The 22,320-nt window shown below is 64.2% G+C and carries 22 protein-coding genes; 15 read left to right on the top strand and 7 right to left on the bottom strand.

Annotated features, from left to right (window positions below; translation table 11 throughout):
• Positions 1–16 precede the first annotated feature (16 nt).
• Both FJ967_RS29015 and FJ967_RS29020 read left to right on the top strand, forming a co-directional pair.
• Positions 17–694: a GntR family transcriptional regulator gene (locus tag FJ967_RS29015; protein ID WP_140735736.1), complete on the top strand. Its 678-nt coding sequence runs from the start codon at positions 17–19 to the stop codon at positions 692–694.
• Positions 695–981: 287 nt separating this feature from the next.
• Positions 982–2,058, top strand: coding sequence for a hypothetical protein (locus FJ967_RS29020; RefSeq protein WP_140735737.1), 1,077 nt, complete (start codon positions 982–984; stop codon positions 2,056–2,058).
• 300 nt (positions 2,059–2,358) lie between these two features.
• Here the strand turns inward: FJ967_RS29020 and FJ967_RS29025 are convergent, their stop codons facing one another.
• Both FJ967_RS29025 and FJ967_RS29030 read right to left on the bottom strand, forming a co-directional pair.
• Positions 2,359–3,606, bottom strand: a complete 1,248-nt coding sequence (locus FJ967_RS29025) for an FAD-dependent oxidoreductase (protein WP_140735738.1) — start codon at positions 3,604–3,606, stop codon at positions 2,359–2,361.
• A gap of 48 nt (positions 3,607–3,654) precedes the next feature.
• Positions 3,655–5,043 (bottom strand): PLP-dependent aminotransferase family protein, encoded by a 1,389-nt coding sequence (locus FJ967_RS29030; protein WP_140735739.1) that lies wholly within the window; start codon positions 5,041–5,043, stop codon positions 3,655–3,657.
• Positions 5,044–5,362: 319 nt separating this feature from the next.
• Between FJ967_RS29030 and FJ967_RS29035 the strand changes: the two genes are divergently transcribed.
• From FJ967_RS29035 to FJ967_RS29075, 9 genes are all read left to right on the top strand, one after another.
• Entirely contained in the window at positions 5,363–6,520 is a 1,158-nt protein-coding gene (locus FJ967_RS29035; RefSeq protein WP_140735740.1) for an ABC transporter ATP-binding protein, read from the top strand.
• A complete protein-coding gene (locus FJ967_RS29040) occupies positions 6,517–7,569 on the top strand; it encodes an ABC transporter substrate-binding protein (RefSeq protein ID WP_140735741.1) in 1,053 nt (350 codons plus the stop codon). Before FJ967_RS29035 ends, FJ967_RS29040 begins: the two co-directional genes overlap by 4 nt.
• A 6-nt stretch (positions 7,570–7,575) precedes the next feature.
• Positions 7,576–8,856: an ABC transporter permease gene (locus FJ967_RS29045; protein ID WP_140735742.1), complete on the top strand. Its 1,281-nt coding sequence runs from the start codon at positions 7,576–7,578 to the stop codon at positions 8,854–8,856.
• Between the two features lie 3 nt (positions 8,857–8,859).
• Positions 8,860–9,687 (top strand): ABC transporter permease, encoded by an 828-nt coding sequence (locus tag FJ967_RS29050; protein ID WP_140735743.1) that lies wholly within the window; start codon positions 8,860–8,862, stop codon positions 9,685–9,687.
• A 460-nt stretch (positions 9,688–10,147) separates the two neighbouring features.
• Complete coding sequence (locus tag FJ967_RS29055) at positions 10,148–10,450, top strand: hypothetical protein (protein WP_140735744.1); 303 nt, start codon at positions 10,148–10,150, stop codon at positions 10,448–10,450.
• A 140-nt stretch (positions 10,451–10,590) separates the two neighbouring features.
• Entirely contained in the window at positions 10,591–10,866 is a 276-nt protein-coding gene (locus tag FJ967_RS29060; RefSeq protein ID WP_140735745.1) for a hypothetical protein, read from the top strand.
• A 16-nt stretch (positions 10,867–10,882) separates the two neighbouring features.
• On the top strand, positions 10,883–11,401 hold the full coding sequence (locus tag FJ967_RS29065; RefSeq protein WP_140735746.1) for a DUF2306 domain-containing protein: 519 nt from the start codon (positions 10,883–10,885) through the stop codon (positions 11,399–11,401).
• Between the two features lie 285 nt (positions 11,402–11,686).
• Complete coding sequence (locus FJ967_RS29070) at positions 11,687–13,126, top strand: patatin-like phospholipase family protein (RefSeq protein WP_181176187.1); 1,440 nt, start codon at positions 11,687–11,689, stop codon at positions 13,124–13,126.
• Positions 13,127–13,129: 3 nt separating this feature from the next.
• Complete coding sequence (locus FJ967_RS29075; RefSeq protein WP_140735748.1) at positions 13,130–15,736, top strand: hypothetical protein; 2,607 nt, start codon at positions 13,130–13,132, stop codon at positions 15,734–15,736.
• A gap of 98 nt (positions 15,737–15,834) precedes the next feature.
• Here the strand turns inward: FJ967_RS29075 and FJ967_RS29080 are convergent, their stop codons facing one another.
• Positions 15,835–16,272: a VOC family protein gene (locus FJ967_RS29080; protein ID WP_140735749.1), complete on the bottom strand. Its 438-nt coding sequence runs from the start codon at positions 16,270–16,272 to the stop codon at positions 15,835–15,837.
• A 146-nt stretch (positions 16,273–16,418) separates the two neighbouring features.
• Between FJ967_RS29080 and FJ967_RS29085 the strand changes: the two genes are divergently transcribed.
• Positions 16,419–18,446: an acyltransferase family protein gene (locus FJ967_RS29085; protein ID WP_140735750.1), complete on the top strand. Its 2,028-nt coding sequence runs from the start codon at positions 16,419–16,421 to the stop codon at positions 18,444–18,446.
• A gap of 110 nt (positions 18,447–18,556) precedes the next feature.
• Here FJ967_RS29085 and FJ967_RS29090 read toward each other — a convergent pair whose 3' ends face one another.
• On the bottom strand, positions 18,557–19,417 hold the full coding sequence (locus FJ967_RS29090) for an NmrA family NAD(P)-binding protein (protein WP_140735751.1): 861 nt from the start codon (positions 19,415–19,417) through the stop codon (positions 18,557–18,559).
• A gap of 209 nt (positions 19,418–19,626) precedes the next feature.
• On the opposite strand from FJ967_RS29090, the gene FJ967_RS29095 reads away from it, so the two are divergent.
• The gene (locus tag FJ967_RS29095; RefSeq protein ID WP_140735752.1) at positions 19,627–19,920 is read left to right on the top strand and encodes a hypothetical protein; all 294 of its coding nucleotides are present in this window, start codon (positions 19,627–19,629) and stop codon (positions 19,918–19,920) included.
• A gap of 57 nt (positions 19,921–19,977) precedes the next feature.
• Here the strand turns inward: FJ967_RS29095 and FJ967_RS29100 are convergent, their stop codons facing one another.
• Genes FJ967_RS29100 through FJ967_RS29110 form a run of 3 tightly spaced genes read right to left on the bottom strand, consistent with a single transcriptional unit; the run spans position 19,978 to position 21,523 of the window.
• A complete protein-coding gene (locus tag FJ967_RS29100; RefSeq protein ID WP_140735753.1) occupies positions 19,978–20,568 on the bottom strand; it encodes a DUF6456 domain-containing protein in 591 nt (196 codons plus the stop codon).
• A 57-nt stretch (positions 20,569–20,625) separates the two neighbouring features.
• Positions 20,626–20,931, bottom strand: a complete 306-nt coding sequence (locus FJ967_RS29105) for a hypothetical protein (RefSeq protein WP_140735754.1) — start codon at positions 20,929–20,931, stop codon at positions 20,626–20,628.
• A complete protein-coding gene (locus FJ967_RS29110) occupies positions 20,852–21,523 on the bottom strand; it encodes a DUF1376 domain-containing protein (protein ID WP_140735755.1) in 672 nt (223 codons plus the stop codon). Before FJ967_RS29110 ends, FJ967_RS29105 begins: the two co-directional genes overlap by 80 nt.
• A 92-nt stretch (positions 21,524–21,615) precedes the next feature.
• Between FJ967_RS29110 and FJ967_RS29115 the strand changes: the two genes are divergently transcribed.
• The gene (locus FJ967_RS29115) at positions 21,616–21,897 is read left to right on the top strand and encodes a DUF982 domain-containing protein (RefSeq protein WP_140735756.1); all 282 of its coding nucleotides are present in this window, start codon (positions 21,616–21,618) and stop codon (positions 21,895–21,897) included.
• A 39-nt stretch (positions 21,898–21,936) separates the two neighbouring features.
• Positions 21,937–22,299, top strand: a complete 363-nt coding sequence (locus FJ967_RS29120; RefSeq protein ID WP_140735757.1) for a DUF982 domain-containing protein — start codon at positions 21,937–21,939, stop codon at positions 22,297–22,299.
• Positions 22,300–22,320: the final 21 nt, after the last annotated feature.

Consider the following 22,320-nt stretch of genomic DNA (forward strand, 5'->3'; position numbering starts at 1 on the left):
CAGCAAGAGGATCGCGATGCTGAACACGGTCGACTATGGCGGCAAGGAAGCCGACATCGTGCGCACGCTGGAGGAAGACATCATCTTCGGCCGGCTGGCGCCCGGCACGCGCCTGGTCGAGGACGTGCTTCTGGCCCGCTTCCCGGTCTCGCGCCACACCATCCGCCAGGCGCTGTACCAGTTGGAGAGGCTCGGCGTCGCCACGCGCGAGCGCAACAAGGGCGCCACGGTGCGCCGGCTCGCGCCGCAGGAAGTGCGCCAGATCTACGAGGTGCGCGAAATGCTGCAGCGCCAGGCGGCGCTGATGATCCGCTTGCCGGCGAGCGACGCGCTGATCGCCGAACTGACCGAAATCCACCGTGTCTACAGCGCCCATGTCGACGCCGGCTATCTCCGGGGCATCCACGAGGCGAACGACCGTTTCCACCTCACCATGTTCTCGGCCTGCGGCAATGCCTATCTGGTCTCCTCGATCGAACACTACATGCGGCTCAGCCTGCCGGTGCGGGCCAACTCGCTCGCCGACCGCGAAAAACTCGAAATCTCGCGCCAGCACCATCTGATGATGATCGAGGCGCTGAAGCGCAGCGACAACTGGGTGCTGGCGCAGCTCTGCGTCGACCATCTGCAGCCGAGCAAGGCGTTTTATCTCCGGGAGGTCGAGGCGGCGACTGGTGGCGGCGGCGCCGGCTGAAGCCTGCCACCGGAAAAGCCGCGGCCAGCGATGCTGTCGGGCGCCCAGTCCATGAGAGCGGACTGATTCCACCGCTGGCAACAGCCGACGCACATTGAAAATTCTCGCGTGCGGTTCTCAATGGGCCTGAGAACGCCTCCCAGGCGATCGGTCGGGCGCAATGCAAATTCTCATCCCATCGCGTCGGGTTGCCGCAGACTTGAAACGGTATCGTTCCCTCCCCCGGTGGACAATCCATGCCGATATCGTGCTAGGTTAGTTCGCAGAACTTCACTTAGGGGCATGCAATGGAAATCGGCGGTCGCTTTGGATGTACTTTTACGGCGACCCCAGCCACGATTTTCGACCAGTTCAGCAGCTACGCATTTGCCAGCCTGATGTACGACTTCGTGGCAGTAGATTCACTCGACTATTGTATCGATCTTCATACGAATGGATATCATCCAAAGGAAGGTATGCGCCGTGCTTTTACTCTGTTCAGAGATAAGAAAATTGTTTTCGAAGCAGCCGAATTGAAGGCAGAGGGCGTTACGGCGGAACAAATCCTTAAGGCTTATCCAGATCCCCAAATTGCCATGGCAAGGTTGACAGAAATCCATCAGGCACATGAGTTGGCTAAGAATGCAGATGCCAAATTAAATAATATTGAAGAATTTATCAGAAAAAAAATCGACACACCTTCCGCCAAAAGAATGGCTATACCAAGCGAATACCACGAAGAATTTATGGAAGCCATTTCAAATATGAATAGTTGCTCAGCGGAATTTGACAGATTATCTACAAAGATAATTCTTGAAATTAGAGGATACAAGATTGATAGTGGTCATCTCGTAAAATGGGATCACGGAAATAACAACTTACTTAGACCACTGTTGGATGAAGGAAGAATTCCTCTACTATCTCAAAGCCCTGTAAAATCGACACAAAGATCTTTGTTGGGAGGCACAGAAACCTACGCTTTGGTTTTACAGCGCCTTCCTTTTCCTACCGACTTACCCGCCGATGAGTTCGTCGATTTTAGAAACGACAAGAAGGTACGCAGGAGTATTAGAGCATTCAGAGAGATCGCAGATAAGATTGCAGAAGGCGGGGCTCCCTTGGCCTTTGTGCTGGAAGAAATTTCAGACCTCTACGACGAATACGCAAAGCAGGTTGATCGCCTTAGAGCACGGCGTGTGTTGGCGAATATCAAGTTCATAGCGTCGAATCTTTTTGGTTTTGCCGAAGATATTGCCAAGCTACGCCTCGAAAATTTTGCAAAGCGACCTTTCGAGATCGTCGATTATTTTCTGGATTACAAGGAGAAAGAAAAGGCAACGGAGAACTCACCTTTCTTCTTTGTTCATGAGAAAGCGCCTCAATAGACTTATCAAAGCCCTTCACCTTCGAGGTGCGGTTGACCACCGCCGTTAGGTCGCGACGTCCACCTGAAACAATTTTTGTGCCCGGAGGTAGCTACTTTAGCTACGGGCCGGGTGGTGTCCTCGAGAGAGGTGTGGAGACAGCACATTCTATGTCGAGAGAGCGCTTCCCAAGAATTCAGCGGCCTATTGGTCGAAAAAGCTGGGAAGCCTGATCCTTAGGACGGGCTTGGTTCATTCGGCCGACCGGATGAACAATACCTGCCGATCGAAAACGCTGGCCGCACAAATTGACCTAAGACTTTAAAACCGCCCAGCCGAGAACGGCGCCAGTCTTTCGCTGTTCAGCCGCCGGCCGGCGACGACATCGGCGACCATGCGCGCCGTGATCGGGGCGAGCGTCAGGCCGAGATGGCCGTGGCCGAAGGCGTAGATCACGTTGGGATTGCCGCGCGACGGGCCGATGACGGGCCTCGAATCCGGCAGCGACGGCCGGAAGCCCAGCCATTTCGACGAAGGCTGGCCGAGCGCCGGGAAAAACTGGCGCACGCCGCGATCGAGCAGCGCCAGCCGGCGCGGATTGGGCGGCGATGCCTGCCGGCCGAGCTCGACCGTGCCGGCGACGCGCAGCCGGCCGTCCATCGGCGTCATGTAGAAGCCGAGATCGACCGGGCACACCGGGCGCGTCAAAAGGGGCGCACTGGTCGGGAATTCCAGGTGATAACCGCGCTCGGTTTCGAGCGGGATGCCGTCGCCGGCCTGTGCGGCCAGCGGCCGCGAGAAGGCGCCGGCGGCGATCACCACCTTTTTTGCCCGCACGCTCAGGCCCGGGCCGCTCAGCGTCACCCCTTCGGCATCGGCGCTGAGCCCGTTGATCTCGCCCCGGCGCAAAACCGCGCCTTTGGCCGTCGCGGCGCCGAGCAGCCGCGCCATCATCGTCCTGGGATCGGTCAGGTTCATCGACTGCGGAAAAAACAGGCCGCCGCCCTCCACCGCAGGCAGGCCGGGCTCCAGATCGGCCACCTCCCGCGGGTTCAGCAATGCCTGGTCGACGCCGAATTCGGCACGCAGCGAACGGCTGGACGCGCCTCGAGCAAGATCGCCAGGGCGGCGGTAGAGATAGAGGCAGCCATTGCGGCGCAACAGGTCGCCGGCGCCGGCCTCGGCGGCCATTTCCTCCCATGCCGGCAGCGCATCCGCGAGAAGGCCGGCCATCGCCACGGCGTTGGCATGGGTGGCCGCCGGCAGCGACTGGCGCACGAAACGGATCAGCCATGGCGCGAGATGAAAAAGCGCCGTCCAGCGCAGCGAGAACGGGCTGTCGGCATCGAAGAGCAGCTTCGGCAGCGCGCGCAGCACGCCCGGATTGCCGACCGGCAGGCAGGCGTATTCGGCGAGCGTGCCGGCATTCCCGAACGATGCCCCCGAGCCCGGCTCGTTGGGGTCGACGAGCATCACCTCGCGGCCCTCGGCGGCAAGCTGCAGCGCCGTCGCCAGCCCGACCACACCCGCGCCGACAACGGCCACTTCAACGCTGTTCGAAGATGCCACGGACTTGTCCCCTCATGCCTGTCGTCGCCAAATCCCGGCCTTCGGGCCTCAGACGAAACCCGGCAGTTGCAGATGCCCGGCCGACAACAGCTCGGCCATGGTGGTCAGCGCCGTGCGCAGATCCTCCTGCGAACGCGCGGCGCCGACATTGATGCGCACACCGTGCTGCACGGGCTCGCGGCCGACTGCGAAGGCGTCGCCCGGCAGCACCGCCACGCCGCGCTCCAGGCAGGTGCGGGCAAAGCCGGCGCCGCGCCAGGGTTCGGGCAGCCTGAGCCAGGCATGGGTGGCGCTCGGCTGGCTCTGCACGTCGTAGCGGCCGAGGATTTCGCTGAGGATCGCCTGGCGCTGGCGCAATTCCTGTTTCTGCACCTCGATGATGCGCCCCGCCGCCCCGTCCTCGATCAGCCGCGTGCCGACCAGCGCCGTCAGCGGGCTGATGCTCCAGCAATTGATGCGCAGCGCCGCCGCCACCTGGCCGGCAATGGCGCGCGGCGCGATGACGAAGCCGAGGCGCAGGCCGGGCGCCAAGCATTTCGACAGCGCGCCGATATGCACCGTCAGTTCCGGCTCCAGGCTGGCGAAGGAGGGCAAGGGCTCGTCGGCCAGCGGCCGGTAGACGTCGTCCTCGATGATCAGCACGTTGTGGCGGCGCGCCACGGCGGCGAGCTCATGGCGGCGCTCCTGGCTGAGCGTGATGGTGGTCGGGTTGTGCAGCGTCGGCACCAGGAATACCGCGCGGGGGCGCAGCTGCGCGCAGGCGGCCTCGAAGGCGTCGGGCCGCATGCCGCCGCGATCCATGGCGACGCCCCTGAGATCCAGCCCATGCACGCGGCACAGCGCATTGATGCCCTGATAGGTCACCTCGTCGGCCAGCACCACCTCGCCCTGCCGCGTCACCGCGCCAAGCAGGCAGTCGAGCCCGTGCTGGGCGCCCGCCGCCAGCACGACGCGGCCCGGATCGCCCTCGCCGGCCGCCTGCTTGAGCCAGTCGGCGATCGCCGCGCGTGCCCAGAGCGGCCCCTCGGGCGGATGGTAGTCCTGCAGCGAGGCATAGTGCCGGTCCTTGGCAAGGCGCGGCAAAAGGGCGGCGACGGCATCGAGATAGGCCGAGGTCGCCGGCCGGTTGACCGAAAGGTCGATGATGCCGCTCTGGTCGCTCGGCGCGGAGACGAAGCCCGGCCGCTCGCCGGCGTCGCGCGCCGCCACCGTCGTGCCCCGCCCCGGCCGTGCATCGAGCAACCCGCGCTCCTGCAGCGTCGCCAGCGCGCGCGTCACCGTGGTGACGTTGATGCCCAGCGCGCGTGCGATGTCGCGCTGCGGCGGCAGCCTTTCGCCAACGGCCAGGCTACCCGCGGCGATGCGCTCGGCGATCGCGTCGGCAAGACGGCGATAGACCGGGCTTTCATCCTCGGCGAGGCGAAGATCTTCAAGCATGCGGGGATTCGGTTGCGGCTGACATCTATGGCGCATCTAGCATGAGACAATATCCCACACAATAGGGATTGTCTGATATAAGGCCTCAAGCCATCCGGTCAAAATTATCACACAACTTCGCAAAAATCGGCTTGACGGGCCAAGTTGTCTGCTCATATGGTCGATTAGACACTAATTGTGTGACCATACAAGTTGGATGACGCGCCTTTGAGCGGGTCATTCCGGGAGGACGAGGCATGGATCGCAAATCGCACCTCGAATCGGCCGGCCGAACCTTGGCCGTACAAACCTTGGCCGGCTCGGCCAGGGATCGCGCACGATGAGCGTCGCCCAGGCCGCGGCGTCCACGGCCGCGATCACGCCGGCCGGCCAGGAGTTCGTCGAATTCCGCGACGTCGAGAAATCCTATGACGGCCGCGCCTTTGCCGTGACGCGGATGAACCTCAGCGTCGCGCGTGGCGAATTCCTGACCCTGCTCGGCCCGTCCGGCTCGGGCAAGACGACGACGCTCAACATGCTGGCCGGCTTCGAACGGCCGACGCACGGCACGATAACGCTGGAGGGGCGGCCGGTCGACCGCTTGCCGCCCTACCAGCGCAACATCGGCATGGTGTTCCAGAACTACGCGCTGTTCCCGCATATGAGCGTGGAGGAAAACGTCGCCTTCCCGCTCTCGGTGCGCCAGATCGCCAAGGCCGACATCGCCGGCCGCGTCGCCCGCGCGCTCGACATGGTGCGGCTGAAGCAGTTCGGCGACCGCAAGCCGGCGCAGCTTTCAGGCGGCCAGCAGCAGCGCGTGGCGCTGGCGCGCGCGCTGGTGTTCGAACCGAGCCTGGTGCTGATGGACGAGCCGCTCGGCGCGCTCGACAAGAAACTGCGCGAACACATGCAGCTCGAGATCAAGCAGATCCACACCATGCTTGGCGTCACCATCGTCTATGTCACCCACGACCAGAGCGAGGCGCTGACCATGTCGGACCGCGTCGCCGTGTTCAACAATGGCGGCATTGCCCAGCTCGGCTCGCCCGACGACCTCTACAACACGCCCCGCAATTCCTTCGTGGCGAGCTTCATCGGCGAGAACAACACGCTGCAAGGCACTGTCGGCGCGATCTCGGGCAAGCAATGCCGCGTGCGCCTCGATGGCGGCGGCGAACTCACCGCGCTCGCTGTCGGCGTCGCGCAAGGCGATGCCTGCCACGTCGCCATCCGGCCCGAGCGGCTGCGGCTGGGAACCGCCGCCGAGGGCGAAAACGCGCTGGCCGCGTCCGTCGATGGCCGCATCTATCTCGGCGACCACCTGCGCCTGCTCGCCAGATTGCAGAACGACCAGGTGCTGACCGTCAAGGTCGACACCGAAGCGACGATGGCGAACGGACAGGCCGTGACGGTCTGCTGCGCGCCCAATGACTGCCGCGCCTTTCCGGCCGACGCCGGAACGGCCGGTTCCAACTCGAAACAGGGGAAAATACAATGAAATCGAGAAGAACAAGTCTGCTCGCTCTGGCCGCCGCCACGGCCTGCATCGGCATCGCCCAGGCGGCCCTTGCCGACGAATTGTCGATCATGGCCAGCGGCGGCGCCTGGCAGGACGCGCAGCGCAAGGCCTGGTTCGAGCCGTTCAGCAAGGAGACCGGCACCAAGATCCTCGAACAGGAATATCTTGGCGATCTCGGCAAGGTCAAAGCCATGGTCGACACCGGCAACGTGCCGATCGACCTGGTGACAGTGGAAACCGCCACCGTGCTGCAGGGCTGCGACGCCGGCATTCTCGAACGCCTCGACTATTCCAAGATCGGGCCGCGCGACAAATTCATCGAAGGATCGGCGCTGGATTGCGGTGTCGGCCTCGACGCTTACGGCGACATCCTCGCCTACGATCCGACCGTGCTGAAGGAAGCGCCGACCTCGGTGCTCGACCTCTTCGACACCAAGAAATTCCCGGGCAAGCGCGCCATGCGCAAATTCCCGGCGCAGAATTTGGAATGGGCGCTGATGGCCGATGGCGTCGCACCCGCCGACGTCTACAAAGTGCTGGCGACGCCCGAAGGCGTCGACCGCGCCTTCAAGAAGCTCGACACCATCAAGAAGGACATCGTCTGGTGGGATGCCGGCGCGCAGCCGGCGCAATTGCTCGCCTCGCAGGAGGTGGTGATGACCACGGCCTGGAACGGCCGCATCCAGAACGCCATCGACACCGACAAGAAGCCCTTCAAGATCGTCTGGAACAACCAGATCCTCGAATATGACATGATCGCCATCCCGAAGGGCGCCAAGAACCCGGAGGCGGCCTACAAATACCTTGCCTACATCTCGACGCCGGAAAACAACGCCAAGCTCGCCAGTTACATAACCTACGGCCCGGTGCGCACAGATGCGGCTCCCTTCGTCGCGGCGGACGCCTTGCCGAAGCTGCCCAACGCGCCCGACCACCTGGCCGGCGCCTATCTCGTCGCCGACACCGAGTTCTGGGGCGACTATGGCGAGGACCTGGTCAAGCGCTTCAATGCCTGGCTGGCGCAGTAGGCGCTGATGTCGGCGATGCTGCCCAGCGAACTCGACCGGCCGGCGCTGGCCCGCGGCCGGTCGGCCGCCGATGCCGATTTCAAATCGGCGTCGGCGGCGATCCGGCGCGCCGAATTCGGCGACCGGCTGCGCACGCTGGCGCTGGCGGCACCCCTCCTCCTGCTTCTTGCGCTGAGCTTCGGCATTCCGATCGTGCTGTTGCTGTCGCGCGCCGTCTATGATCCCACCATCGCCGACGCCTTGCCGCAAACCAGCCAGGCGCTCGGTGAGTGGAACGGCCAGGGCCTGCCCGCCGACGCCGCCTTCACCGCGCTCGCCGCCGACCTCCGGGACAATCAGGCCAAGGGCACCGCCTACGAACTGGCCAAGGCACTCAACGCCCGCCTGCCCGGCGCGCGCAGCCAGGTCTTGAAGACCGTGCGCCAGCTCGAAGGCGCCGGCGGCAAGCCGCCGCTGGAGATCATGAAATCGGTGCCGTTCTGGTCGGCGCCCGGCACCTGGCCGGCGATTGCCAACGGTACCCATGCGCTCACCTCTTTCTATCTCCTGAGCGCACTCGACCTCAGATGGAACGCCGATGGCGGCATCGAACGGGTGCCGCCCGAACAGGCGATCTTCCTGCAAGTGTTCCTGCGTACCTTCTTTGTCGCCGCCGCCGTCACGCTCGCCACGCTGCTGCTCGGCTTCCCGCTCGCCTATCTGATATCGAGCGTGCCGAAGGGGCTGGCGGCGATCCTGATCGTGGCCGTGCTTTTACCCTTCTGGACCTCGATCCTGGTGCGCACCGCGGCCTGGACCGTGCTGCTGCAGAAATTCGGCCTGGTCAACGACCTGCTTCTGTGGCTCGGCTTCGCCACCGAGCGGCTCGACCTGATGTACAGCCGCATCGGCCTGATCATCGCCATGACCCATATCCAGCTGCCGTTCACGCTGCTGCCGATCTACTCCGTCATGCGCACCATCGCGCCTTCGCAGATGAAGGCCGCCTATTCGCTGGGCGCAAGGCCCTTCACCGCCTTCCGCCGCGTCTACCTTCCGCAGGTCTTCCCCGGTGTGATGGCGGGTTGCCTGCTCACCTTCATCCTGTGCCTGGGCTACTACATCACCCCGGCGCTCATCGGCGGCGCCAGCGACCAGTTGATCAGCAATTTCATCGCCAATTACGTCAATGTCGAACTGAACTGGGAGATGGCGGCGGCGCTCTCCTTCATCCTGCTGGTCTTCACGCTGGCCCTGTTCGGCATCTTCGCCCGTATCCTCGGCCTCGACCGACTGAAGATGGTGTAACCCATGCTGCTCTCGCCCTACCCCACCACAGGCGAACGCATCCGCATCACGCTGCTGTGGCTGTTGTGCGGAATGGTCATCCTGTTCCTGCTGGTCCCGATCCTGATCCCGGTGCCGCTTTCCTTCAACAGCGGCGCCTTCTTCATCTTCCCGCTCGAAGGGCTGTCGACGCGCTGGTACGAGGTGGTGCTGGGCACGCAGCGCTGGCAGTCGGCGATCGGCAACAGCCTGATCGTCGCCTTCGGCACCACGGTGATCGCAACCGTGCTCGGCACGCTGACGGCGATAGCCTTGTCCAACGAGAAATTCCCCGGCCGCCGCATCGTCATGCCGCTGCTTCTGTCGCCGCTGATCGTGCCTGTCGTGATCACCGCCGTCGGCTCCTATTTGTTCTACGCCCGCGTCGGCCTCGCCAGCACCTACGCCGGCATCATCCTGGCGCATACCGCGCTCGCCAGCCCTTTCGTGGTGGTGACGGTGGGGGCCAGCCTCACCGGCTTCGACCGCAATCTGATGCGCGCCGCCGCCATTTCGGGGGCCAAGCCGCTGACTTCGTTCTTCCGCGTCATGCTGCCGCTGATCCTGCCCGGCGTGCTGTCGGGCGCGGCCTTCGCCTTCGTCACCTCCTTCGACGAGGTCGTGGTGGTGCAGTTCCTGGCGAGCGCCGGCCAGCGCACCATGCCGCTCGAAATGTTCATCGGACTGCGCGAAAAGCTGTCCCCGGCCATTACCGCCGCCGCCACGCTGATGATGGCGCTGTCGATCGTCTTGCTGGTGGTTGCGAACCTGCTCGCCCGGCGCGGCCAGGGCCGCCGGGCAGCCACCGGCTGAAAGCGAAGCGCCCCGCGAAGACAGACATCGAAAGCTGAAACTTTCCGGCGGCCGCCCTCGTTGCTGCGGTATCGCCTCTCGAGGCGATGACAAGACCCTCCAATCAAATGCCCCGCTGGCTTGCCCGCGGGGCTTTTTTCGCGGCGCCATTTCGCCGTGCCGGGACCTCCGGAACCATCGGCAAATCGCGAAGTTGTCAGGGCAGCCGAAAGCCAGGCTTACCTCCGGGGATCCGCCGCATTCGCGTCGGTGGCGGCAGCAGGCCGGCCCAAGCTGAGAAGATTCTTGAAAATAGGTCCTATACGATCAAACATCGACAGAGTTTCAAGATATTTCAAAATATATTTTGGTTTTTCGGAGAGATTTTCACCTCATAATTCGGAACTTTCAGCCAAATTGTTTCGTTAGAAAGCTTGATCGTTGCTTCGACGGTCACCAAGCAACAGGGAAGGACCCAATCATGAACATCAAGATTATCTGCCTTGGCGCGATGGCGCTTTCGATGGCTGCCGGTTCGGCTCTCGCAGGGGGCGCCAACGGAACCTCCGCTCTCGATGATCCGGCCAAGATGAAGCCCTTCTATACCGACAGCGGCATGAAGACGATGGTCGGCAATGACGACTTCGTCAAAGCCTGGAAGGCCCTCACGCCCGACGACCAGACCGCGATGAAGACCGCTTGCGCCGACGAGGTCAAGAATGCCAACCCGTCCAACACGCATCCGGAATTCTGCAGCAGCGTGAAGTTGAACGGCGGCAGCTGACAAGGCACCGGCGCTACAGTCATGGAACAGCCCCGTTCGCGGGGCTGTTTTTTTGCCAGCCAGGCGGCCTTGGCTTGCACCGTCCGGGATAGTTGGGCAATTCTCCCGCGAACCGGATTTGATATCTCGCGAGGAATGAAATGGAAGCGGTCAGGCGCAGGCGCGGCTTCTTCGGCTGGTTCTTCCTGCTGTTGTTCATCGGCTTCAACATCCTGATGCTGTGGGCCGCCGATGTCGGCACGGGAGCCGCCGGCAGGCTGCCCGGCCTGAGCAGCAACGTCGTCAGCCTGGGCGTCGATCTCGGCGCCGCCATCGGCATCGCCGCCTTTGTCGTGTGCTGGGTGGTCGGTTTCCTGCTGCTTGGCCTGCTGGCCTATCTGACGCGCGGCCGCAAGGTCACCGAGCCTGTTGGATAGTCAGCCGGAGAAATCGATGTCGCTCGACCCTCTGTTCCATGCCTCGCCGCTCATCCAGGTGCACGCGCTGGCGGCGATCGCGGCGCTCCTGCTCGGCGCCGTCCAGCTCTGGCGCACCAAGGGCGACCGTCTGCACCGGGCGCTCGGTCGCGTCTGGGTCGGCCTGATGGCGGTCGTCGCCCTGTCGAGCTTCTTCATCTGGACGATCCGGCTGTGGGGGCCGTTCAGCCCGATCCACCTCCTGTCGCTGCTGGTTCTGGCCGGGCTGTGGCGGGGCATGCGCATGGCGCGCCGCGGCAACATCGCCGCCCACCGCCGCATCATGCAAAGCACCTATATGATCGGACTGGTCATAACAGGGCTTCTCACCTTCATTCCCGGCCGCACCATGTATGCCGTCGCGTTCGGCCCGCAAGGCGCCACGCCGCTGAAGCTGACGGTTTTTGCCGTCCTGGTCGTGGCGGCGGCAGCGGCGGGCCTCTACGCCGCGCGCAGCGCGAGGCCGGTTGCTGGATCAGTTCCAGGCAAAGTGTGAAACGGTGAAATGCAATAGCCGGGGCTGGAACGCATCAGCAACCATACCAGCAAAGACGCAATGAATTCGCGCACCGGGCCAAGTCGACAGGAAAAACGACTTGACGCCACAAATGAAATGTCAGCCTAATAAAGCCATACCTAAAACAAAAACAGGAATTGCTTGGGAGTAACCTGAACCAGGGGAAGACGGCACCATCACGGTGCGCCCGGCATGCGTTGCGAGGGCTGGGATCTTCGGCAACGCAGAGCGACAGTCACGGGATTCGCGGGGGGCGAAGGACCAATGGCCTTGGATGTCTGGAACGATCCGGGCGTCGACAGCCTGCTTGGCGAGATCAGAACGCTCGCCGGCCGGCCGGAGGTGGACCAGTTCTTCTGGCTGAAGGCGGTTGCCGCCAGGAACAGGGCGGCGGACGACAGATCCCATGAACTGAGATTTTTCAATGCCGCCGCGCCACCGCGCAACGCAAAGCCGCCGCGCGATGCCGTCGCGCCCGCCGACGGCATCTACAGGATAGCCAACATCGTCCTCCAGGGTGGCGGCGTTCTGGGCATCGCGCATGCCGGTTTCGTCACCGGTATGGAAACAGCCGGCGTCCGCTTCGCCGGCATTGCCGGCGCCTCGGCCGGCGCCATCATGGCCATGGGTATGGCTGCCGTGCGTGGCGACGACCTGCTGACCCCGACGCACAGGGATGTCGTGGCCATCGTCAACGCCATGCCGATGAGCGCCTTCATCGACGGCCCGTACCGGACGCGCCGCCTGATCAAGCAGTTCCTGCTCAAGCGGCAGTCTTTCCTGCCCTCGTCCTGGCCGGCCTGGCTCGGCGCCTTTCGCCAGATCCTGCATCAGCGCGGACTCAATCCCGGCAATGCTTTCGAAGACTGGATCCGGGGCGTGCTGGCCCAGCATGGCTTGCGCACCATCGACGATCTGCTTGCCCGGCTGAGGACCATCTCGCAACAACTGAACGCGGCCATCGTCGCCGCCAGGAAACTCGGACAACAGCCTTTGTCATCCCTGGAACCGGTTGACCACGAGGGCAGGCAATTGCTGCAGGTGATGGCCTCCTGCATGCCGATCGGTGTAAAATTCCAGTTTCCCGACGATGTCAGATATCTGTCCGGCGAAACCGGCGCCAACTCGCCGGCCTCGCTGGTGCGGGCATCCATGTCGATCCCGTTTTTCTTCGAGCCAGCCATCTTCGGCGTCGACAAGACCAACTGGAAAGCCTTCATCGACAGCAAATTCGGCGGGCTTGCCAGCAAGGAAAAGCTGGATGATTTCCGCGCCGTCAACGAAGTGGCCTTTCTCGACGGCGGCATATTCTCGAACCTTCCGGTCGATGCGTTCAGCGCCATCCTTCCGGACGTGCCGACGATCGCCGTGCCGCTGATGAATGCCACCCCCACCAAGCCGTATCGCCGCCGCGCGCGGCTGAGCAGCCTGGCCGGAGATGTCGGAACGGTCGCCTTCATGGTGCGCGACCAGCGCGACCGCGATGCCATCGACGTGCTGGACCGCAGAAGGCAGGTCTTCGAGAGGCGGCAGATTCAAGCCGGCGCGACGATGCCGGCGAAGTTTCCCTTCCGCCTCGCGGCCATCAACGTCCAGGACGCCGACTGGCTCAACTTCGCCATGGGCGAAAAGGACCAGAGGGACCTGTTTGTGATGGGCCTGGAGCGGGCGCGCGATTTCCTGGAACAGGATCTTGGAGGATAGGCAATGAGCGACAGCAGCAACTGGCCGGGCGGCATCCAGCAAACTTCGGGCGCAACGCCGGCGGCAGGCGCAACGGAAGACTGTTCGGATGCGGCCAAGGCGATTTTCCACAATGTGTACGTCCTGGTCAGCCGACAGGAAAATCCCGCCATCTTCTACAATGGCAAGGGCAATTCGCTACCGACGCCCAAGGGTGTCGACATTGTCGAAGAACGCAAGGCGCTGGGGTCCATCGAAAAAGTCGCCATCTCAAGCAGCGACACTGTCAAGGAGATAAACCGCCTTCTCGACCTTGCCAGCGCCAAGCGCATCGCCGAGGAGATGGACATCGTCACCTATCAGTCGAACGCGGCGCGGCTGTTCGACAGGGTCAAGGACGAGTTCGACCAGCGCCTGAAGGCATTCGAACTGGATCAGCATTCGATCGACGCCATGCTGACGGAGATCGACAATTTCCGGTCGCCATTGAAGCCGGCACCGACCAGGCAGGCCGTCGGCAATCCCGACCGGTCCGCAGCCGACGACACACTGCTGGCCGAGGCCAGCAAGGTCCTCCTGCGGTATCGCAACTTCCTGGACTACGCCCGCAATTACGCTGAGAGGACCGGCCGCGATGTCTACACCGAGGCTTCCGTCGACGCCTACAAGGAGGCGACGCGTCCCTGCGCCATCCGCATCGAGAAGAATGGGCTTTTCGCCGCCAAATCAGCCCTCATCACCGGCGGATTGACCGGCCTGGCCGTTGCGATCGCCGTGGTCGTTTTCGACAACAATCTGGTCCTGAAGAACTGGATCTTCGCCGCGACTGCGATCGCGGTGATCGCGGCCTATGTGGGTTCGGTCATATTCGAGAAGGTCAGACGCGACAATTTCATGAGCGCATTGCGTGCGGCGATTTATGGCAGCGTTCTGGAAAACAAGGCCGAACTGGGAGGAAACGGCGCGGACAGGGCGAACCCTACCAGGATGGACCGGCTTTTGAACACCGTGAGGGGGAGGCGGTCCGACCAGTATTTCAGCTTCAACAAGTTCAACTGGAATGACTGCGATAAGAGGCGCCTGAAAACCGACTCGAAATCGAAGCCGCTCGCGTCGGAACTCGATGCATTCGTCAAAACGTCGTCATCCAGGGAAAGCGTGACATTCCTGGGCAACGCGCTGATATCGATGTTCATTATCGCGCTGATGCTGTTTCCGTCCTATGCGTCGGGAACGCTGGGCCGCGACAAGCAATTCGCCTTCATTTCGCGAACCACGGAACTTGGTACATGCCTGCTGGAGCGTGGCCGTGTTCTGCTGGCCAATGGCAACAGCTATTTCGTCGAGACGCGTGGCGGCAATCCTGTCACCGAGGTCGACAAGTCGCTTGTGGTGCGCATCGAGCCAGTTCAGCTTCCCGAGCCGGACCAGGCGGACGCAAGCAAGAAAGGCAAAAATCCGCAACCCGTAAATGCCGACCTGGTGGCATCGACCGAGCGCGTCGCCAAGCTGCCGCCCTGCGACACGCCCCGGGAGAAAACGTCGGACCAGACCGCCCTGCTGGGCGCGGCCAACCTGCTGGCGGACAATATCAAGGGCGGGTTCAACACGGTCGCCGACAAGCTTGGCCAGGGAACCGGGACAGGCGGCGCGCCATCGCTGGACGGCCTGGTAAACGCCACCAATGGCTTGGCCGCCAGTGTCCAGACCGGGCTCGGCGCCGTCGCGGACAAACTCGGCAAGGGTACCGGGCAGGATGATGCCTCGCCGCTCGCCAGGCTGGTGGGCGCGACCGGAGGCCTTGCGGCCTCGATCCAGGAGGGTGCGGGCCGCATCGCCGGCACGCAGCCATCGCCCGTTGTCGTGCCCGTCATCATCGACGCCCCTGCCGCGCCGGCCTCGGCCCCCGAAGCCCATGCCGGGCCGACCTTCATCACCCAGGTCTATACCGCCGGCGGCAAGGTCTACGACTATGGCGGTGGCACCATGATGCTGCCTATCTTCCTCGACCCGGTAACCGGTGTTCAGGACAAGTCGTTCGGCGAGACAGGCATCGATACGCCGGCAAAGGCCTTCTATTTCGGCCTCACCAGCCTCACCAACCGGAATTTGCCCAACAGCGAGGCGAAAAGCGCATTGCTGCGCGAGATTGCCGCCCGCTACACCGACTGCATGGAGCGCACCAAGGCCATCTATGAGAAGGCGGGCAATGCCGCCGCCGCGCCCAGGCTGAAGCTGAGCATCGAAGGCTATGCCAGCGAGGACTGGAAAGCCGCCCGCAACGACCAAGACAGGCGCGATCTGAACCTCTATCTGGCGGAGGGCCGCCGCGCCGCCATCATCGAGGCGCTTGGCATCGACCACGCCTTGATCGACATCGACAGCAAGCCGCCACCGGCCACATTCGGCCGCTGGCAGGATGTCGACGCCGGCAAAGTGTCCAGATCATTCCTGTTCAAGGACTATGACGCCATGGCGGCCAGGCTGGACCAGAGGCTGCCGCCGCTGTCGAAGGACGGCAAGCAGCCCTCGCCGGATGAGAAGGCCGAGCAGGCCGGCATACTGGCGCATGCCGCGATCATCAGCATCGAGGGCGAGACGCCGCCCTTGTGCCGCCCCGGCGCGGGCTAGAGCAATTCGAGCAAAAGTGTGAGCGGTTTTCCCGGGGAGAAGCGCGCAGCACTTCCCCCTTGGGAATTGCGTAAAAACAAGGAGTACCCGCAGCCGGCTCAGCCCAGTTCCTGGGCGAGCCCGATGAGAAGCCCCTCTGGCCCGCGGATGTAGCAGAGCCGGTACACGTCCTTGTACTGGACGACGCCGCCGACGAGCCGCGCGCCGCGCTTGCCGAGCCTCTCGAGCGTGTCGTCGATATCGTCGACGGTGAACATGGCGCGCAGATAGCCCAGGGCATTGACCGGGGCGTCGCGGTGATCCGCCACGACAGCGGGCCTCAGGAAGCGGGAGAGTTCGAGCCGGCTGTGGCCGTCCGGCGTGCGCATCATGGCAATCTCGACATGCTGGTCGCCCAGTCCGGTGACCTGCCCGGCCCACTCGCCCTCGATCGTGGCCCGCCCTTCGAGCTCGAGGCCGAGTTCGACAAAGAAATCGATCGTCGCCGCCAGATCCTCGACGACGATGCCTATATTGTCCATCCGTTTGAGCGTCATGGTCCCGACCCTACAGGCTGCAATCCAGGCCGTAAACGCATCCGTCCTTGTTCTGGCCATGTTGCACTGCGAAAAGTGTGCTGCATTGCGATATCGGTCATCCGGCCGGGACGTGGGGCGGGCTGGGCGCAAACGAGGGAGCTGTCGTGGCGGCATCGTTTCGGCCTGATATACAGGGCTTGCGCGCATTGGCGGTCGGCGGCGTCGTCGCCTATCATTTCGGCCTCACCGCGCTCCCCGGCGGCTTTGCCGGCGTCGACATCTTCTTCGTCATTTCCGGCTGGCTGATCACGACGCATCTGATGGGCGAGATCGGCGAGACCGGCCGGCTCGACCTCTGGCGCTTCTATGCCAGGCGCGCCCGGCGGCTGCTGCCGGCCGCCATCTTCGTCATCGTTGTGACGCTCGCCGCCGGCTATTTCATCCTGGCGCCGCAGGAACAGGCGCTCTATTCGCGCGGCGCCATGTTTGCCGCGGCCTACACCATCAATCTGTGGCTGCTGCGCTGGTCGTTCGACTATTTCGCCGCCGATGCCTTGAGCAACCCCTTCATCCACTTCTGGTCGCTATCGGTGGAGGAGCAGTTCTACCTGGTCTGGCCGGCGCTGCTGGTGTTCGCCGCCTGGCTGCATCGGGGCCGGGCCATGACGGTCGCCGTGATCGGCATCGTCGGCCTCGCCTCCTTCGCCGCCTGCCTGTGGCTCACCAGCCTTTCGCCGGCCTGGGCTTTCTACTTCTCGCCGCTGCGTGCCTGGGAATTCGCCGCCGGCGGTCTGGCGACATTCGCCGCGCCGGCCCTTTGGCGAGACCGGACCTGGCTGCGGGCCATGCAGGGCTGGCTCGGCCTGGCGCTGATCGCCGTCGCCTATCTCACCTTGAGCGAAGACCTGCCCTTCCCCGGCTGGTACGCGCTGCTGCCGGTCGCCGGCACCGTGCTGGTGCTGCTGAGCGGCGCCGGCGCACAAGGCGACGTGCCGGGCGTGTCCCGCTGGCCGGCCCTGGCGCCAGCCGCCCTGCTGTCGCTGGCGCCCCTGCAACGGATCGGCACGCTCTCCTATTCGCTCTATCTCTGGCACTGGCCCGTCATCGTCTATGCCGGGATGCTGGAGCCGAACCTCGGCGTGGCGCAGCGCATCGGTTGCGCCGTGCTGGCGCTGGTCCTGTCGGCGGCCACCTACCGTCTGATCGAAAATCCGGCGCGGCGCGGCGATTGGCTGGCCGGCACCTTGCGGACCCTGCGCTTCAGTGCCGGCGCTGGCGCAAAACCGCTTCGGCTTTTTCCCGGGCTTGCCCTTGCCCCCGCGCTTGTGCTGACCGCCGCCGGCGTGGCGGCCGCCTATGCCAACGCGCATCTGGCCACGCGCAACATCGACCCCGCCCAGCGCGGCATCGAAGCGGCGGCCGAACAGCCCTCCATCGCGCGCGCCACCGACAAGAACTGCCTGCTCGACTTCCACACGGTGAAGCCCAAACCCTGCACCTTCGGGCCGGCCGACGCCGCCCACACCATCGTGCTGTTCGGCGATTCGCATGCCGACCACTGGTCGACGCCGCTGGTCGAGGCGGCAAGCCGCAACGACACCAAAGTGGTCACCTATCTCAAATCCTCGTGCCGCGCCTCGCGGCTGTCGACCTTCAACACCGTGCTCAAGCGCGACTACACCGAATGCGACGCCTGGCGCGAACAGGCGATATCGGACATCATCGCCCGCAAGCCGCGCCTGGTGGTGATCTCGGAATTCTCGATCGGCAACCTGACCCGCGACATGCCGGCCGCCAGCCGCAAGGCAGAGACCGCGCGCTGGCAGGCCGGCCTGCGCTCCACATTACAAGCCTTCAGCCGGGCCGGCGTCGAGACGGCTGTCATCCGCGACACGCCGATCGCCAACAGCTTCGCCGATTCCTGCGTTGCCCGCGCTCTGTGGTGGCGCGAGGCGCCGTCGCTGTGCGACACGCCGAGGGCCGAGGCCGCCAATGACGGTGTCGCCGCGCAAGAGCGCGCGGTGGTGAACAGCGTTCCCGACACGCTCTACGTCGACCTCACCGACCGCTTCTGCAACAGCGCCACCTGCCACGTCTTCATCGGCGGCAGGCTCGCATTCAGGGACAGGCACCATCTGGCGACGGCGTTTGCCGAAACGCTGGAAGGACCGCTGGAAAAGGCGCTGTTTTAACGGATTACCTTCCTTCGCCCGTTCACGGGAGAAGGTCGACCCTCCGTGGCCGCAGGGCAGCGAGGGACGGGCAGGCGGATAAGGGATAGCGCGACGTTCCCAGTACTCGCCTAGCCAACCCCGGCCAGATCAGCCACATAGCGTTCCAGCGTCACCTTTCCGCGCTCGGGCCTGGTCGACGGATCGTAGGTCGTGTCCACGGTCACCTCCGTCATGCGCGCATAGGATTGGGCTGCCGCCGGCGAAAAACCCATCTCCTCGAACGCCTCGACCCAATGTCCGCGGGGCGTCGAGACCACGTGAACCTGCCGGCCGAGCGCCTCGCCAAAGGCCGACGCGACATCCCCGGCGGTATAGCGCGAGGGTCCTTCGACATGATGCAGCCCATTCTTTTGCGCCGGCTCCATCAGCAGGCGCGCCGCCGCCTCGCCGAGGTCGCGTGGCGCCACCATGGGCAGTTCGAAATCCACGGGCAAAAGCGTGTTGACCACGCCGTCGCGCCGCGCCGTCTCCAGCGAGGCGTCCCAGTTGCTCATGTAATAGGCCGCACGGATGATGCTGGCCGGGATCGCCTGGCGATGCAGCTTCTCTTCCAGCCCATGCAGGACGGTGAGATCGCCGGCCCGTTCGCCCGCATGCGCGCCATAGGCGGATTCCGCGACCACTTTCTCCAGCCCCGAACCGTCCAGCGCGGCAATGATGGCGTCCACGGTCCGGCGCTCCTCGGCATCCGTGTCGGTGGAAGGATCGGCCGGCGGATTGAGCAGGAACGCCCGCCTGCCGCGCCTGAACACGCCGCGCAGCGCCTCGACATCGAGCACGTCGGCCACCGCCACCTCGGCCCCTTGCGCGGCCAGGGGCGCCGCCTTGGCCGCATCGCGCGTCACCACCGTCACCGGTTCGCCCTGCCGCAGGAGCGCTGCTGCCGCCGCCGAGCCGACATGCCCGGTGCCTCCGAGAATGATGTGCATGGTTCCATCTCCCGTGTCTGTTTCCATGGCGAGGTAATGGCTGGCGGCGGCCAAGGTTCAAAACCGGGTTCACCATGCTGACAGGTACGGCCATGCACCGTCCCGCAGCGAGGCTCGGGCATGCTGCCGGAAACCAGGGATTCCACGATTTATGGGAACAGGGCCGTGGCCGCGACGTTTATTAGGCAGACCTAAAGAAGGAGGCTGTCATGAAAAAACTCTTGCTGGCATCCGTGATCGCGGTCGCCTCGGCGGCGGCGATGATCGCCCCCGCAGACGCCCGCAGCCACGTCTTCATCGGCATCGGCGGCTATGACAACTATTACGGCAACGACTATTACGATGGGACCTATGGCGGCCGCTACGTCTATAGTCCCTACGACACCTATGACGACGGCTACAGGCCGCGTTATTTCCACCGGCACCACCGTTGCCACCTTGAGCTGGTGACGCACTGGCGCCATCACCACAGGATCACAGAGGAAATCCGCGTCTGCGGATAATCCGATGTCATGAAACTGGTCCGGCCGGCATCGCCGGCCGGACCATCGCCCCGCCCCTCACCGCCCCATCATCATCCCGTAGTGCACGGCCAGCAGGTCCAGCCCTACCTTCAACAGCTTCGTCACCACATCGCGGCTCTCACCGTCCTGCTCGGCCACGGTCTTGACCGGCTGCTCCAGGCAGCAGACCTTGCGCACCACCGCCGCCACGTCCCAATGTCCGAGCGCGCGTGTCGCGGCGGCGTGGGCGCGGCCGGCGTTGAGCACGCTGTCGGCGATGCCGCCGGTGCGGCCGCCGTCGACGCGCTCGGTCCAGCGCATCGGCTTGATGTCGGCCTGCTGGCTGCGCTGGAAATGCTCTCGGTAGCGCAGGCCGGCCTCGCGCTGCTGGCGCGACAGCGAGGTGATGCCGACGAGCGGATCGACATTGCGCACCCGCACGATGCCGCCGGTGGAGGTGTGACCGTCATTCGACACCTCGTAGACGCGCCGCGCCTCTGCCGTGCCCGGTGTCAGCCGCTTGCGGCCGAAGGCGTCCTCCCTGAGGGCGAAATCATGGCCGACCTCGCGGCGGATGCGCACCTGCTCGGCCTCGCCTTCCGGCAGCTTGGGCGCCTGCGGCCTGGTGGGTCTGGTTTTTCTCGGCATGGTGCCTCCTTGCGTTGGGTACGGTGTTTTTTTTAAAAGGCCGGCTATCGAGGGCAGTCATTCTGCCGCGTGCCTGGCGGGCACTTGCGCACCTCTTCTCGCCAGCAATTCCCGCATCACGCGCCGCTCGCGCACTTCGATGCAGAGCTGCGCGCTCGACGGGCAGAATTGCGCGTTGCCGCTTCTCACCTCGCCGCGCACGAAGCGCTGGATGGCGGCCTTGAGGTCGGCAAGCTCGGCATCGCTGACTGCGCCGAGATAGCCGCGCATCTGCATCTCGACATCAGTCAGGGCGGATTGCGGGAAGCATGAGAACATCGCCGCCAGCGCCTTCGTCGCCTGCTGCAGTTCGGCTGCCGTCATGTCCGCGGATCTCCTCGATGATGGTGTTGGCGGCGTCGCTATGGGTTTTAGGCCTGACCCAGCCGGGGGGCTTTCTGGAGCGGCTGTTGCCATGCCCGGCCGAAATGCCCCTGCCGCTGTCGTCCTGTCCAACCGCGACCCCCACGCTTTCGCGCGCCCCGCGCGCTGAAAAAGCGAAGGCTTTTTCCATCTGGTTTCTGGATTCTGGAGAATGCCGCGCCAAAACATCGGCATTTGCCCTGGCATGCGCCTTTGTTTTCAAGGCGGTGGCGGCCCCGCCGCGCGCGCCGGCGGCCGCCCTCGCCTCGCTCTTCAGTTGTGCCTTGCGCAACTCCCTGGTCAGCCTTTTATGGCCGATCTCGCCGCCCTTGCGCTCGAAGAAGCAAAGCAGCTCGGCGCTGATCGCCCGCCATCGTTTCAGAGGCAGCCGCGCTACGCGCGCCAGCCTGGCATCGTCGTCAGGCAAGGTCCCGCCGGCGTTCCACATGGCCATCAGAAGCAGCATGTAGGCGCCGATCTGCTCGGTCGAGAGCTGCAGCGTGTCGCCGACGAAATCGGAGACGTAGAGCTGCATGAAGGGCCGTTCGCTCATGCCGCGCTCCACGCTGTGCTTCCATCCTGGCTAATGGAACCAGCCATTGGTCCGGACGTTGTGACGCGTCCATGCCAAGGAGAAAACTGCCGATGACGGCCTTCATGCCGGTGACCCTGCGCTTTTGCGACAACAAGACCATGCTGGTCGGCTCGGTGGCCGACGCGGCAATCGCGCTTCGTCAGCAATGGCCCGACAAGGCCGCGCCGGCCTATCTCGACGCCGCCCGCCTTGTCGGCCTCGCGGTCGAGGGCACATGCTGCCCGCGCCCGGCATTCGAAGCCTTCCGCGACGCGGCCAGGCAACAGGGAATATTGGTGGCCAGGCCAAGAAGCCGCGCGCATGACTGGCTCGACGCCGCGGCCAGCCCCTGAAACGGCGGCGATGCAACCGCCTGCCGGCCTTGTGCGTTTATGAGCGTCGGCTTGAAAGCCGCGCCTGGACCGGAGGTGAACGCCGTGGGTACCATGAAAACCGGAGTGCCGCTCAAAGTGTCCCTCGACGGGCATGTCGAGGAGATCGACAACGTCAGTGATGCCGCCGATTTCCTGCAGCGCTGGCCGATCGAGCGGCGGGGCCATGTCTACCGCAGCGCGCTCAACGCCTGCAGTGCGGCCATCGCCGCGCAGATCTCGCAATCGGATGCGATAAAAGTGTTCACCGGATTTGCCCGTGTCACCGGCATCCTGGTTGCCCCGGCCGGCCCCGATATGATGCTGGAAGCGCGCACGGTGCAGAGCCGGATGCCCAAACAGGGCCGGCAGATGCCGAAATAGGCCAAGCGTCTTTCTCCACGT

The sequence above is a fragment of the Mesorhizobium sp. B2-3-4 genome (genome assembly GCF_006442315.1).
GTDB lineage: Bacteria > Pseudomonadota > Alphaproteobacteria > Rhizobiales > Rhizobiaceae > Mesorhizobium.

Bases quoted from the DNA above. Each gene is read 5' to 3' on its own strand.
- FJ967_RS29075 (WP_140735748.1), top strand. From the start codon at position 13,130: ATGAGCGACAGCAGCAACTGGCCGGGCGGCATCCAGCAAACTTCGGGC.
- FJ967_RS29020 (WP_140735737.1), top strand. From the start codon at position 982: ATGGAAATCGGCGGTCGCTTTGGATGTACTTTTACGGCGACCCCAGCC.
- FJ967_RS29040 (WP_140735741.1), top strand. From the start codon at position 6,517: ATGAAATCGAGAAGAACAAGTCTGCTCGCTCTGGCCGCCGCCACGGCC.
- FJ967_RS29045 (WP_140735742.1), top strand. From the start codon at position 7,576: ATGTCGGCGATGCTGCCCAGCGAACTCGACCGGCCGGCGCTGGCCCGC.
- FJ967_RS29065 (WP_140735746.1), top strand. From the start codon at position 10,883: ATGTCGCTCGACCCTCTGTTCCATGCCTCGCCGCTCATCCAGGTGCAC.
- FJ967_RS29120 (WP_140735757.1), top strand. From the start codon at position 21,937: ATGAGCGTCGGCTTGAAAGCCGCGCCTGGACCGGAGGTGAACGCCGTG.
- FJ967_RS29090 (WP_140735751.1), bottom strand. From the start codon at position 19,417: ATGCACATCATTCTCGGAGGCACCGGGCATGTCGGCTCGGCGGCGGCA.
- FJ967_RS29035 (WP_140735740.1), top strand. From the start codon at position 5,363: ATGAGCGTCGCCCAGGCCGCGGCGTCCACGGCCGCGATCACGCCGGCC.
- FJ967_RS29070 (WP_181176187.1), top strand. From the start codon at position 11,687: ATGGCCTTGGATGTCTGGAACGATCCGGGCGTCGACAGCCTGCTTGGC.
- FJ967_RS29015 (WP_140735736.1), top strand. From the start codon at position 17: ATGCTGAACACGGTCGACTATGGCGGCAAGGAAGCCGACATCGTGCGC.
- FJ967_RS29105 (WP_140735754.1), bottom strand. From the start codon at position 20,931: ATGACGGCAGCCGAACTGCAGCAGGCGACGAAGGCGCTGGCGGCGATG.
- FJ967_RS29095 (WP_140735752.1), top strand. From the start codon at position 19,627: ATGAAAAAACTCTTGCTGGCATCCGTGATCGCGGTCGCCTCGGCGGCG.
- FJ967_RS29030 (WP_140735739.1), bottom strand. From the start codon at position 5,043: ATGCTTGAAGATCTTCGCCTCGCCGAGGATGAAAGCCCGGTCTATCGC.
- FJ967_RS29080 (WP_140735749.1), bottom strand. From the start codon at position 16,272: ATGACGCTCAAACGGATGGACAATATAGGCATCGTCGTCGAGGATCTG.
- FJ967_RS29055 (WP_140735744.1), top strand. From the start codon at position 10,148: ATGAACATCAAGATTATCTGCCTTGGCGCGATGGCGCTTTCGATGGCT.
- FJ967_RS29115 (WP_140735756.1), top strand. From the start codon at position 21,616: ATGACGGCCTTCATGCCGGTGACCCTGCGCTTTTGCGACAACAAGACC.
- FJ967_RS29100 (WP_140735753.1), bottom strand. From the start codon at position 20,568: ATGCCGAGAAAAACCAGACCCACCAGGCCGCAGGCGCCCAAGCTGCCG.
- FJ967_RS29050 (WP_140735743.1), top strand. From the start codon at position 8,860: ATGCTGCTCTCGCCCTACCCCACCACAGGCGAACGCATCCGCATCACG.
- FJ967_RS29060 (WP_140735745.1), top strand. From the start codon at position 10,591: ATGGAAGCGGTCAGGCGCAGGCGCGGCTTCTTCGGCTGGTTCTTCCTG.
- FJ967_RS29110 (WP_140735755.1), bottom strand. From the start codon at position 21,523: ATGAGCGAACGGCCCTTCATGCAGCTCTACGTCTCCGATTTCGTCGGC.